This window comes from Pseudomonas sp. xss_2, assembly GCF_043104195.1.
Classification (GTDB): Bacteria; Pseudomonadota; Gammaproteobacteria; order Pseudomonadales; family Pseudomonadaceae; genus Aquipseudomonas; species Aquipseudomonas urmiensis.
Genome location: NZ_JBICKL010000061.1, coordinates 65,082 through 77,877 on the forward strand (window position 1 = coordinate 65,082; position 12,796 = coordinate 77,877).

General features: G+C 63.1%; 7 protein-coding genes. 3 read left to right on the top strand and 4 right to left on the bottom strand.

From position 1 onward, the window contains the following. The first annotated feature begins 24 nt into the window (after positions 1-24). The 3 genes from ACF8K2_RS15320 (at position 25) to glgB (ending at position 7,739) form a co-directional block, all read left to right on the top strand. The gene (locus ACF8K2_RS15320; RefSeq protein WP_392465691.1) at positions 25-2,046 is read left to right on the top strand and encodes an alpha-1,4-glucan--maltose-1-phosphate maltosyltransferase; all 2,022 of its coding nucleotides are present in this window, start codon (positions 25-27) and stop codon (positions 2,044-2,046) included. Positions 2,047-2,216: 170 nt separating this feature from the next. Further along, positions 2,217-5,528 (top strand): maltose alpha-D-glucosyltransferase, encoded by a 3,312-nt coding sequence (gene treS, locus ACF8K2_RS15325; RefSeq protein ID WP_392465693.1) that lies wholly within the window; start codon positions 2,217-2,219, stop codon positions 5,526-5,528. Beyond that, positions 5,529-7,739, top strand: a complete 2,211-nt coding sequence (glgB, locus tag ACF8K2_RS15330; RefSeq protein ID WP_392465696.1) for a 1,4-alpha-glucan branching protein GlgB — start codon at positions 5,529-5,531, stop codon at positions 7,737-7,739. A 181-nt stretch (positions 7,740-7,920) separates the two neighbouring features. On the opposite strand, the gene ACF8K2_RS15335 is transcribed toward glgB, so the two are convergent. From ACF8K2_RS15335 to ACF8K2_RS15350, 4 genes are all read right to left on the bottom strand, one after another. Beyond that, complete coding sequence (locus tag ACF8K2_RS15335; RefSeq protein ID WP_264233119.1) at positions 7,921-8,997, bottom strand: autotransporter outer membrane beta-barrel domain-containing protein; 1,077 nt, start codon at positions 8,995-8,997, stop codon at positions 7,921-7,923. A 317-nt stretch (positions 8,998-9,314) separates the two neighbouring features. Continuing rightward, positions 9,315-10,109 (bottom strand): endonuclease/exonuclease/phosphatase family protein, encoded by a 795-nt coding sequence (locus ACF8K2_RS15340; RefSeq protein WP_264233120.1) that lies wholly within the window; start codon positions 10,107-10,109, stop codon positions 9,315-9,317. A gap of 148 nt (positions 10,110-10,257) precedes the next feature. Next, the gene (gene glgX / locus ACF8K2_RS15345; protein WP_186554832.1) at positions 10,258-12,411 is read right to left on the bottom strand and encodes a glycogen debranching protein GlgX; all 2,154 of its coding nucleotides are present in this window, start codon (positions 12,409-12,411) and stop codon (positions 10,258-10,260) included. Positions 12,412-12,495: 84 nt separating this feature from the next. Beyond that, complete coding sequence (locus ACF8K2_RS15350) at positions 12,496-12,783, bottom strand: DUF2934 domain-containing protein (RefSeq protein ID WP_264233122.1); 288 nt, start codon at positions 12,781-12,783, stop codon at positions 12,496-12,498. Positions 12,784-12,796: the final 13 nt, after the last annotated feature.

The window sequence follows — 12,796 nt, forward strand, 5'->3', positions numbered from 1 at the left end:
ATCGCCAACAGGGAGCACAGTCCGATGTCTCGCAGCGAGCCCTTCGAAAGCGTACCCATGGCCAACGACCACCCCGAACAGGCCATCAGCCTGTCGCAGGCGCTGCTGGCGCCACGTTTGGTGATCGAAAACACAAGCCCGGTGCTCGACGGTGGCACCTTCGCCGCCAAGGCCATCAGCGGCCAGCCGGTGCAGGTCAGCAGCAAGGTCTACAGCGACGGCCACGACCAGTTGATGGTGCTGCTGCACTGGCGCGAGGCCAACAGTCGACACTGGCACGGCGTGCCGATGCAGGCGGCGGGTAACGACCTGTGGCTGGCCGAGTTCACGCCTGTCCAGCTTGGCTTGCACCTGTTCAGTATCGAGGCCTGGATCGATCCGTTCGCCACCTATTGCCATGACCTTGAAAAGAAGTACCACGCCGGGGTCGAGGTCAAACTAGAGCTGGAGGAGGGCAGGTTATTGCTGGGCAAGGGCGCAGAGCGCAGCGAGGGGCTGCTACGCGAAGCGATCGTGGCGCTGCAATCGCGCTTGTCTGAGCTGCCGGCGAACGAGCAGGTCGCCCTGCTGCTGGACGCCGAGACCGCGCGGCTGATGATCGAGGCCGAACACCGCAGCTACCTGACCCGCAGCGCTGAGTTTCCCCTCGATGTCGATCGACCGGCAGCGCAGTTCGCCAGTTGGTACGAGCTGTTCCCGCGTTCGATCACTGATGATCCTGAACGCCATGGCACCTTCAATGATGTCCACCAGCGCCTGCCGATGATCCGCGACATGGGCTTTGACGTGTTGTATTTCCCGCCCATCCATCCAATTGGCAAGAAGCACCGCAAGGGCCGCAATAATGCCCTGCAAGCCGAACCCAGCGATCCCGGCAGCCCTTACGCCATTGGTAGCCCCGAGGGCGGCCACGATGCCATTCACCCTGAGCTGGGCACCCGCGAGGACTTCCGCCGGCTGGTGGCGGCTGCCGCTGAGCATGGCCTGGAGATCGCCCTGGATTTCGCCATCCAGTGCTCGCAAGACCACCCTTGGCTGATCGAGCACCCCGGCTGGTTCAGCTGGCGTCCCGATGGCAGCATCCGCTATGCAGAGAACCCGCCGAAAAAATACCAGGACATCGTCAACGTCGATTTCTATACCGCCGAGGCGGTGCCCTCGCTGTGGCTGGCGCTGCGTGACGTGGTGGTCGGCTGGGTCGAGGAGGGCGTGAAGACTTTCCGCGTCGACAACCCGCACACCAAACCGCTGCCGTTCTGGCAATGGCTGATCGCCAATGTGCGCAGCCAGCACCCGGAGGTGATCTTCCTCGCCGAGGCCTTCACCAAGCCCGCGATGATGGCGCGGCTGGGCAAGGTCGGCTATGCGCAGAGCTACACCTATTTCACCTGGCGCAATACCAAGCAGGAGTTGCGCGAGTATTTCGAAGAGCTCAACCAGCCGCCCTGGAGCCAGTGCTACCGGCCGAACTTCTTCGTCAATACCCCGGATATCAACCCATTCTTCCTGCAGACCTCCGGGCGTGCCGGGTTTCTCATTCGCGCAGCGCTGGCGACCATGGGCTCGGGCCTGTGGGGCATGTATTCGGGTTTTGAGTTGTGCGAAGCCGCGGCGATTCCAGGCAAGGAGGAGTACCTCGATTCGGAGAAGTACGAGATCCGCCCGCGTGATTTCACCGCCCCCGGCAACATCGTCGCCGAGATCGCCCAGCTCAATCGCATTCGCCGGCAGAACCGGGCCTTGCAGACCCATCTGGGGGTGGCGTTCTTCAACTGTTGGAACGACAACATCCTGTATTTCGCCAAGCGCACGCCGGAGCGGGACAACTACATTCTGGTGGCCATCAGCCTCGATCCGCACAACGTGCAGGAGGCGAGCTTCGAGTTGCCGCTGTGGGAGCTGGGGTTGGACGACGATGCCGACACCCTGGGGGAAGATTTGATGAATGGGCATCGCTGGACCTGGCATGGCAAGACCCAGTGGATGCGGATTGATCCTGGGTATCAACCGTTTGGTATCTGGCGTATTGAGAAGGCCTTGAAGTAGGTAGCGCCCTTGAGGTTTTGGGGCCGCCGCGCGGCCCATCGCAGGCAAGCCAGCTCCTACAAGGACCGCGCGAACCTGTAGGCGCTGGCTTGCCTGCGATGGGGTACGAAGCAGCCCCAATCCAGCCAACCCCATCTCACGAAATAATCTAGGACAGAAAGGAGTCGCACATGGCCAAGCGTTCCCGCCCAGCAGCCTTCATCGATGATCCGCTCTGGTACAAGGACGCGGTGATCTATCAACTGCACATCAAGTCGTTCTTCGATTCCAACAACGACGGCATCGGTGATTTCGCAGGTTTGATCAGCAAGCTCGACTACATCGCCGAACTGGGTGTCAACACCCTGTGGCTGTTGCCGTTCTACCCCTCGCCACGGCGCGACGATGGCTATGACATCGCCGAGTACAAAGCCGTGCACCCTGATTACGGCAGCATGGCCGACGCCAAGCGCTTCATCGCCGAGGCGCACAAGCGTGGCCTGCGGGTAATCACGGAGCTGGTGATCAACCACACCTCCGACCAGCACCCCTGGTTTCAAAAGGCCCGCCACGCCAAGCGCGGCAGCAAGGCGCGGGATTTCTACGTGTGGTCGGACGACGACCAGAAATACGACGGCACGCGGATCATCTTCCTCGACACCGAAAAATCCAACTGGACCTGGGACCCGGTCGCCGGCCAGTACTTCTGGCACCGCTTCTATTCGCACCAGCCGGATCTGAACTTCGACAACCCGCAGGTGATGAAGGCGGTGATCGATGTCATGCGCTATTGGCTCGACATCGGCGTCGACGGCCTGCGCCTGGACGCCATTCCGTACCTGATCGAGCGCGACGGCACCAACAACGAAAACCTGCCCGAGACCCATGTGGTGCTCAAGGCCATTCGCGCCGAGATCGACGCCAACTACCCCGACCGCATGCTGCTGGCCGAGGCCAACCAATGGCCTGAAGACACCCGGCCGTACTTTGGCGAGGGCGATGGCGACGAGTGCCACATGGCCTTTCACTTCCCGCTGATGCCGCGCATGTACATGGCGCTGGCCATGGAAGACCGCTTCCCGATCACCGACATCCTGCGCCAGACCCCGGAGATCCCCGCCAACTGTCAGTGGGCGATCTTCTTGCGTAACCACGATGAGCTGACCCTGGAGATGGTCACCGACCGCGAGCGCGACTACCTGTGGAACTACTACGCCGAAGACCGCCGCGCGCGGATCAATCTCGGCATCCGCCGGCGCCTGGCGCCGCTGCTGCAGCGCGACCGGCGGCGCATCGAGCTGCTGACCAGCCTGCTGCTGTCGATGCCTGGCACGCCAACCCTGTACTACGGCGATGAGCTGGGCATGGGCGACAACATCTATCTGGGCGATCGCGATGGTGTGCGCACGCCGATGCAGTGGTCACCTGATCGCAACGGCGGCTTCTCCCGCGCCGACCCGCAGCGCCTGGTGCTGCCGCCGATCATGGACCCGCTGTACGGTTACCAGACAGTCAACGTCGAAGCCCAGTCGCACGACCCGCATTCGCTGCTCAACTGGAACCGCCGCCTGCTGGCGGTGCGCAACCAGCAGAAGGCCTTTGGCCGTGGCACGTTGAAGATGCTCACGCCGAGCAACCGGCGCATCCTCGCCTATATCCGCGAGTACACCGACGCCAATGGCAACAGCGAAATCATCCTGTGTGTCGCCAACGTTTCCCGCGCAGCCCAGGCCGCAGAGCTTGAGCTGTCGCAGTACGCCGACAAGGTGCCGGTGGAGATGCTCGGCGGCAGCGCCTTCCCGCCGATTGGCCAACTGCCGTTCCTGCTGACCCTGGCGCCGTATGGCTTCTACTGGTTCTTGCTGGCCAGCCGCGATCGCATGCCCAGCTGGCACGTCGAGCCCACCGAGGGCCTGCCGGAGCTGACCACGCTGGTGCTGCGCAAACGCATGGAAGAGCTGCTCGAAGCGCCTTCGATCGACAGCCTGCAAGACGCGATCCTGCCGCAGTACCTGCCCAAGCGGCGCTGGTTCGCCGGCAAGGAAGGGCCGCTCGATCAAGTACGCCTGAGCTACGGCGTGCGCCTGGCCACGGCGACCCCCCCGGTGCTGCTCAGCGAGCTGGAAGTGATTAGCGATGGCGTGGCCAATTACTACCAGTTGCCGTTCGGCTTCCTGCCGGAGGAGCAGATCAACACCGCGCTGCCGCAGCAACTGGCACTGTCGCGGGTGCGCCGTGGCCGCCAGGTCGGGCTGATCACCGATGCGTTCGTGCTGGAGCCGTTCATTCGTGCGGTGCTGCGCAACTGCCAGGACGGCACCCGGCTGCCCAGCAGTGCTGGCGAGCTGCGTTTTGAGAGCACTGACTTGCTGGCGCCGCTTGAGCTCAACGAGGACAGCGAAGTGCGCTATCTGAGCGCCGAGCAGTCCAACAGTTCGGTGGTGATCGCTGATCGGGTGGTGCTCAAGCTGATCCGGCGGGTCAACCCCGGCATTCACCCGGAGCTGGAGATGAGCGCCTACCTGACCGCTGGCGGCTTTGCCAATATATCGCCGCTGCTGGCCTGGGTCAGCCGGGTCGACGCGCACGATCAGCCGAACCTGCTGATGATCGCCCAGGGCTACCTGAGCAACCAGGGCGATGCCTGGGCCTGGACCCAGAACACCCTGGAGCGGGCGATCCGCGATGAGATGGAGCCCGATAGCGTCGAAGCCGAAGCGCACACCGACGCCTTGGCCGAACTCAACGGCTTTGCCACCTTGCTCGGCCAGCGCCTGGGCGAAATGCACCTGCTGCTCGCCGCCGCCACTGACGATCCGGCGTTCAAACCCCGCGCCAGTACCGGCGAGGACAGCGCGCGCTGGAGCCAGCAGATCAGCGCCGAGCTCAGTCATGCATTGGACCTGCTGGTGCAGCACCGCGACAGCCTCGATCGCGACAGCCAGGCCTTGGTCGACGATTTGCAGCAGCAACGCGATGGCCTGGCCAAGCACATCGACAACCTCGCCCAGCAGGCCCAGGGGGGCTTGTTGATGCGGGTGCATGGCGACTTGCACCTGGGCCAGGTACTGGTGGTGCAGGGCGATGCCTACCTGATCGACTTCGAAGGCGAACCGGCGCGCCCGCTAGACGAGCGGCGGGCCAAACACAGCCCGTACAAAGATGTCAGCGGCGTGTTGCGATCCTTCGACTATGCTGCTGCGATGATCCTGCGCAGCGCCTCGGCGGTAGACCTCTCCGACGCCGCTCGCCAGGCTCGTCAGCGGGTCGCAAGGCAGTACCTGCACCAGTCGCGCCATGCCTTCGTTGAAGCCTACGGCCTGGCCACCGCCGCCATGCCCCACGCCTGGGAACAGGCCGAGGGCGAGCGCGCCGCATTGGAACTGTTCTGTCTGGAAAAAGCCGCCTACGAGATTACCTATGAAGCCGAGAATCGGCCGACGTGGCTGGCCGTGCCTTTGCATGGTCTGCATGGACTGATCAGCACTTGGGGAGAGTCATGAATGAACGCAACCACGCGTGAAAACGGCGGACTTCGGCAACGGGACATCGACGCCCTGGCCCGCGCCGAGCACGCCGATCCATTTGCCGTGCTCGGCCCGCACCCAGACGGTGCGGGCGGCGTGTTCGTACGCGCCTTTTTGCCCAATGCCTTGAATGCCAAGGTGCTGGCGCGTGACGACGGCCGCGTGCTGGCCGACATGCACCAGGGCAGCCTGCCCGGCTTGTTCACGGCCCATCTCGATCAGGCCCAGCCTTATCAGCTGCAGGTGGCTTGGGCCGGTGGCGAGCAAGTCACCGAAGACCCCTACAGCTTTGGCCCGCAATTGGGCGAGATGGACATGTACCTGTTCGCCGAGGGCAACCACCGCGACCTGTCCGGGCGCTTTGGCGCGCAGCCGACCCAGGTCGACGGCATCGACGGCGTGCTGTTCTCGGTATGGGCGCCGAATGCCAAGCGGGTCTCGGTGGTCGGCGATTTCAATAACTGGGATGGCCGCCGCCACCCCATGCGCCTGCGCTACAACGCCGGGGTGTGGGAGCTGTTCGTGCCGCGCCTGGGCGTGGGCGAGGCCTACAAGTACGAAGTACTCGGCCGCGAGGGTGTGCTGCCGCTCAAGGCCGACCCGCTGGCGCGTGCCACCGAACTGCCGCCGAGCACCGCCTCGAAAGTGGCAGGGCCGCTTGCCCATGAGTGGCGCGATCAGCAGTGGATGGAGCAGCGCGCCCAACGTCATGCCTACAACGCGCCGCTGTCGATCTACGAGCTGCACGTCGGCTCCTGGCGCTGCGAGCTGGACGATGGCGGTGAAGTGGCGCGCTTCTACAACTGGCGTGAGCTGGCCGAGCGCCTGGTGCCGTACGTGCAGGAGCTGGGCTTCACCCATATCGAAATGCTGCCGATCATGGAGCATCCGTTTGGTGGCTCCTGGGGCTATCAGCCGCTGTCGCTGTTTGCGCCAACCTCGCGCTATGGCAGCGCCGAAGACTTCGCCGCTTTCATCGATGCCTGCCACCAGGGGGGTATCGGCGTGATCCTCGATTGGGTGCCGGCGCATTTCCCAACCGACGAGCATGGCCTGGCGCGCTTCGACGGCACCGCGCTGTACGAATACGACAACCCCCTGGAAGGCTTCCACCAAGACTGGAACACGCTGATCTACAACCTGGGTCGCAATGAGGTGCGCGGCTTCATGCTGGCCTCGGCGCTGCACTGGCTCAAGCACTTCCACATCGATGGTTTGCGCGTCGATGCGGTGGCCTCGATGCTCTATCGCGACTATTCACGCAAGGCCGGCGAGTGGGTGCCCAATCGCCATGGCGGGCGGGAAAACCTCGAAGCCATCGATTTCCTGCGCCACCTCAATGGCATCGTCAGCCACGAAGCCCCCGGCGCGCTGATCATCGCTGAAGAGTCGACCGCCTGGCCTGGGGTCAGCCAACCGACCCAGCAGGGCGGCCTGGGTTTTGCCTACAAGTGGAACATGGGCTGGATGCACGACACCCTGCATTACATCCAGAACGATCCGGTGCACCGCGCCCATCATCACAACGAGATGAGCTTCGGCCTGATCTACGCCTATTCCGAGCATTTCATCCTGCCCATCTCCCATGATGAAGTGGTGCACGGCAAGCATTCGCTGATCGACAAGATGCCCGGCGATCGCTGGCAGAAGTTCGCCAACCTGCGCGCGTACCTGACCTTCATGTGGACTCACCCCGGCAAGAAGCTGCTGTTCATGGGTTGCGAGTTTGGCCAGTGGCGCGAGTGGAACCATGATCATCAGCTCGATTGGTACTTGCTGCAGTACTCCGAGCACAAAGGCGTGCAGCAGTTGGTCAGCGACCTGAACCGGCTGTATCGCCAGTTGCCGGCGCTGCATGAACAAGACTGCCAGCCCCAGGGCTTCCAGTGGTTGATTGGTGACGATGCGCACAACAGCGTGTTCGCCTGGTTGCGCTGGAGCAGCACCGGCGAGCCGCTGCTGGTGGTGGCCAACTTCACCCCGGTGCCGCGCGAGGGCTATCGGATTGGCGTGCCGTTTGGCGAGCGCTGGGAAGAGTTGCTCAACAGTGATGCGCAGATGTATGCCGGATCCAACGTGGGCAACCTCGGGGCGGTGGCCAGTGAAGACCTGCCCAGCCACGGCCAGCCATTGTCATTGGCCCTGAACCTGCCGCCACTTGGCGTCCTGGTCATGAAGCCAGCCTAACCGTGGGAGCGGGCTTGCCCCGCGATAGCGGCAGATCAGGCACCTCAATTGAGGCTGCTGGCGCTATCGCGGGGCAAGCCCGCTCCCACGAGGCGGTGTAGCGCATGGTCGTCGGCTTTTGAGCCTGCGCCGCTTGGTAACGACACCCACAACCACCCACTCCCACAGGCTGGTGTGGCGGCTACCAGCGCATCTTCACCCCAAGACTGCCAATCAAGCCATTGAGGTCATTGCCATCCATATCGCTGCTATAATCGGCACTGACGAACAACGCCACATTCGGCGTCATCCGCGCCACCAGGCCCAAGCCCAATTCCACCGTGGTCGAATAGCGTGAGCTTGAGATCTTGTCGACCTGGTCCAGCTGCACCCCATCGGCGTTGCTGAAGTCGTACCAGACGTTGGTCCGCACATAGGGCTCGATCGGCATTCCGCTCACTACATAGCGCCCAGACAATTTGGCACCGACCCGGCCGCTCCAGCTGGGCTGGCTATCGAACGCCTGCAAGGTCGCTTCCTGCACCTGGCTGCCGGGGAAGAACTGCTGGTTGATCAACTGCGCCTGCGGCTCGATCACCCAGCCGCCACCCAGGCCAATCGGGTAACCGCCTTCCAACGAGAAGGTCATCGCGTGGCCGCTGTCATCCAGGCGCTGGCCGCTTTCGCCACGGCCACTGACATCGATGCGGGTGCCCATCGCTACCGCATCCAGGTGCCAGCCCTGGGCATGGCTCATGCTCCAGTACACCCCCAGGCTCTCGCCGCTGAGGTTGACGGCGTTACGCTGCTTGTCGCCGAGCAACTGGCGCATGCCGTTGAAGCTGCTTTGCAGGTTGTTATGGCCGACAAATACCCCGGCTCGGTGGACGTTGCCCGAGGTCGATTCGCGCACGAACAGGTCCGGGCCAATCATCAGTTGCTGGCTGGGCGCTTCGAGTTGATTGGGGGGTTGCGCGCCGATGTGGGGCAGGCCGGGGAAGAACTGCGACCATTGGCTGGCGACCAGGTCCGGTGCCGCCTGCCCATGGCGCTGGCTCATGCGCTCGGAAAAGGCGCTGAGGGTATTGAGGCTCAAGCCGCTGGCGCTGACCGGATCCAGCGACAGCTGGGGCATCGCTGGCTGCTGCAGAAGGTTGGCGTAAGGCTCATCCTCTTGCAGATCGAACGCGAAAGTTTCCACCGGGGTTGCCAGGAGCAGCGACGTGGAAACCGCGCACAGAACATGATCGAGGCGCAGGGGGCGCGCAGTTCTTTTCATGGCGGTTCTCCTCTTGTTTTTAAGGTACAGCCCAAGGACCTGGCCTGTTGTCACGAGCTGTACGACAAAACAGAGGGCGACCCAAACCAGCACGCCAGCCTGTTCGAGCGCGCACGAAGGCGCGAGCTAGAGGCCCGGCGCAAATTTTTTACGTCTGGTATTAAGTTCAGCTAAGGAGAGGACAAGGCTTGCGTCAAGAAAACGTGAAGGATCTGTTCGAGGTCTGTAAGTGGAGTTAACTCATTGAATTAACGGGCAAACCAATTGCCCATAGCCAGGTTCGCTATTTGCCGTTGTGCGGCTATGCCGAAACATTGCTACAGACGCACTTCCACTGCCAGTGGCAGGTGGTCCGACAGGTGCGTCCAAGGCTTGTGGGCGAGAATTTGCGGGGCATGGCTCTGGGCATTGCGCAGGTAGATCCGGTCCAGGCGCAGTAATGGCAAGCGCGCCGGATACGTTCGGGCGAGCAGGCCATGGTGGCGCTCGAACGCTTCGTGCAGGTCGCGCGCAAGGCCCAGGGTGCGGTTGCCGCGCAGCTTCCAGTCGTTGAAGTCGCCGGCGATGATCACCGGCTCGTCAGCGGGCAGGGCGTCGAGCAGTTTGCGCAGTAGCTGCAATTGCTGCTGGCGGTGGCTCTCGAGTAGCGACAGGTGCACGCAGATGGCATGCACCGGGCGCTGGCCGGGCACATCGAGAATGCAATGCAGCAGGCCGCGGCGCTCGGGGCCGGTGATCGACACGTCGAGGTTACGGTGCTCCAGGATCGGGTACTTGGACAGCAGGGCGTTGCCGTGGTGGCCATCGGGGTAGACCGCATTGCGGCCGTAGGCGAAGTCACTCCACATGCTGTCGGCGAGAAACTCGTACTGCGAGGTCTGTGGCCAGCCGGGGTAACGCGCAGCGTGGCGGTCGTGGCTGCCGAGCACTTCCTGGAGAAACACGATATCGGCTTGGGTGCTGCGCACCGCCTCGCGTAGCTCCGGCAAGATGAAGCGCCGATTGAAGGCGGTAAAGCCTTTGTGGGTATTGACCGTCAGGACCCGGAGGCGGTCGACGGCCGGGGATTGGCTGACGGAGGCGAAACCTTGACTGCCGGCTTCGAGGTTCACGGGGGCTCCTGTTCCTGGCTGGCTGCTGTGTGGGTTGGGTCAGTGGCGGCCTCATCGCGGGGCAAGCCCGCTCCCACAATGCCCTGCGATAAGGCCGCCACTGACACAACAAACGCTATTGTCTAGGACCGAATCAGCCCAGTTGGGTTCAGTCCTCCTCGCGCTGCAGCACCATCAGCAGCAACGAGCGCCCAGTCGCCTCGAACATCGTTTCGAATGGCAAATGCTGCGGCTTGCGCAACTGCGGTCGATCGGTATCGATCAGGCAGCTCCAGTAGTCGCCTTCAGGCACGGCAGGCAGTTTGAACGGCACGGTGTCATGGTGGGCATTGACGATCAGCAGCATCGTCGCCTCAGACCCTGGCCGGGCAATCCCGCTGACTTGTGCGCGGCCATCCATCAGCATGCCCAGGCAACGCCCGTGCGGGTCTTGCCATTGCTCCACGGTCATCTCGCTGCCATCGGGGGCCAGCCAGGTGACATCCTTGACCCCAATCGCCTCGTTGTAGTCGCCGACCAAAAAGCGTGAGCGGCGCAGCACCGGGTAGGCCAGGCGCAAGCGGGTCAGGCGCTTGACGAAGGTCAGCAGCTCGCTGCCTTGCTCGTCCAGGTCCCAGTTGATCCAGCCGATCTCACTGTCCTGGCAGTAGGCGTTGTTATTGCCATGCTGGGTGCGGCTGAACTCATCGCCGGCAACGATCATCGGCGTGCCTTGGGCCAGCAGCAGGGTGGCGAAGAAGTTGCGCATCTGGCGCATGCGCAGGGCATTGATTTCAGGGTCTTCGGTCGGCCCCTCGGCGCCGCAGTTCCATGACAGGTTGTTGTCGGTGCCGTCCTGATTGTTCTCGTCGTTGTCTTCGTTGTGCTTATCGTTGTACGAGACCAGGTCACGCAGGGTGAAGCCGTCGTGGGCGGTAACGAAGTTGACCGAGGCATAGGGGCGCCGGCCGCGGTTGTTGAACATGTCGCCGGAGGCCGTCATGCGTGAGGCGAAGTCGGCCAATTGGCCCTCGTCGCCTTTCCAGAAGCTGCGCACGGTGTCGCGAAAACGGTCATTCCATTCGGCCCAGCCGGGGGCGAAGTTGCCCACCTGATAGCCGCCTGGGCCGCAGTCCCAGGGTTCGGCAATCAGCTTGACCTGGCTGAGCAGCGGGTCTTGGCGACAGGCGACGAGGAAGCTGTGCCGCTCGTTGTAGCCATCGTGGTAGCGGCCCAGGATGGTGGCCAGGTCGAAGCGAAAGCCATCCACGCGCATCTCGCCGGCCCAGTAGCGCAGCGAATCGGTGACCAGTTGCAGCACGCAAGGGTGGCTCAGGTCGAGGGTGTTGCCGGTGCCGGAGTCGTTGATGTAGTAGCGTTTGTCATCGGGCATCAGGCGGTAGTACGAGGCGTTGTCGATGCCGCGCATCGACAGGGTCGGGCCTTGTTCGTTACCTTCGGCGGTGTGGTTGTAGACCACATCGAGGATCACCTCCAGGCCTGCGTCGTGCAGGTGGGCGACCATCTCCTTGAACTCGGCGATCTTGCCGCTGGCCAGGTACTTGGGGTGCGGCGCGAAGAAGGCGATGCTGTTGTAGCCCCAGTAGTTGTTCAGGCCCTTGTCGAGCAAATGCTGGTCGTTGACGAAGGCGTGGATCGGCAGCAGTTCGATGGAGGACACGCCCAGATCCTTGATGTGCTTGAGCAGCTCATCGTTGGCAAGGCCGGCAAAGGTGCCGCGCAACGCCTCGGGCACCGCCGGGTGGCGCATGCTGATACCGCGGGTGTGTGCTTCGTAGAGGATGGTCCGTTCCCACGGCACCTGCACGCGATGGTCGCGGCCCCAGGTGAAGGCCGGGTCGATGACCTTGCATTTAGGCACGAAGGGCGCGCTGTCACGCTCATCGAACGACAAATCGCCGTCGGGATGGCCAATGGTGTAGCCGAACAGCGCCTCGGACCATTTCAGGGTGCCGACCAGTTGTTTGGCGTAGGGATCGATCAGTAGCTTGTTGTGGTTGAAACGATGGCCATTCTCCGGCTCGTAGGGGCCGTAGACGCGATAGCCGTAGACCAGGCCTGGGTGGGCGTCGGGCAGATAGCCGTGGTAGATCTCATCGGTGTATTCCGGCAGCTCGATGCGTTCGAGCTCCTGCTCGCCAGTGGAGTCGAACAAGCACAGCTCGACTTTGGTGGCATTGGCCGAGAACAGGGCGAAGTTGACTCCCAGGCCGTCCCAGGTGGCGCCGAGCGGGAACGGCATGCCTTCACGAATGCGCGATGGGGCGACAGAGCGGGTTTTCTTCGGGGTGCGGGGGCTCATGGCAGTCCTCGTTGGCCAGGGGGAGGGGGGTGTCAGGGGCGCGCAGCGGCCCCTGTATTGCTGGGCTAAGGCGTCTGGATAGACTCACCCTGCACTAGGCTTTTTCACCGCCCGGGGCTTCTTCTCGGCCACCGGCTTGGCGGCCGTGCTGCTGGCCACCTTGGGCTTGGCCGCAGCCTTGGGTTCTGCCGCTACCTTAGGCTTGGCTGCAGCCGGCTTCTTGCGCGGCGCAGCCTTGGGCGCCAGGGCTTCAGCTTCGGCAAGCTTTCGCGCCATCTCCCAATGGCGCTCCTCTTGCCCGGCAGGCTTGCCCTCGGACTCCCAGATCTCATAGGCAAATTGGCGAATACGCTTTTCATCGACACTCATCATGACGCTCCTGATG

Coding starts and splice junctions, on each gene's coding strand:
- ACF8K2_RS15320 (WP_392465691.1), top strand. CDS start 25: ATGTCTCGCAGCGAGCCCTTCGAAAGCGTACCCATGGCCAACGACCAC.
- treS (WP_392465693.1), top strand. CDS start 2,217: ATGGCCAAGCGTTCCCGCCCAGCAGCCTTCATCGATGATCCGCTCTGG.
- glgB (WP_392465696.1), top strand. CDS start 5,529: ATGAACGCAACCACGCGTGAAAACGGCGGACTTCGGCAACGGGACATC.
- ACF8K2_RS15335 (WP_264233119.1), bottom strand. CDS start 8,997: ATGAAAAGAACTGCGCGCCCCCTGCGCCTCGATCATGTTCTGTGCGCG.
- glgX (WP_186554832.1), bottom strand. CDS start 12,411: ATGAGCCCCCGCACCCCGAAGAAAACCCGCTCTGTCGCCCCATCGCGC.
- ACF8K2_RS15350 (WP_264233122.1), bottom strand. CDS start 12,783: ATGATGAGTGTCGATGAAAAGCGTATTCGCCAATTTGCCTATGAGATC.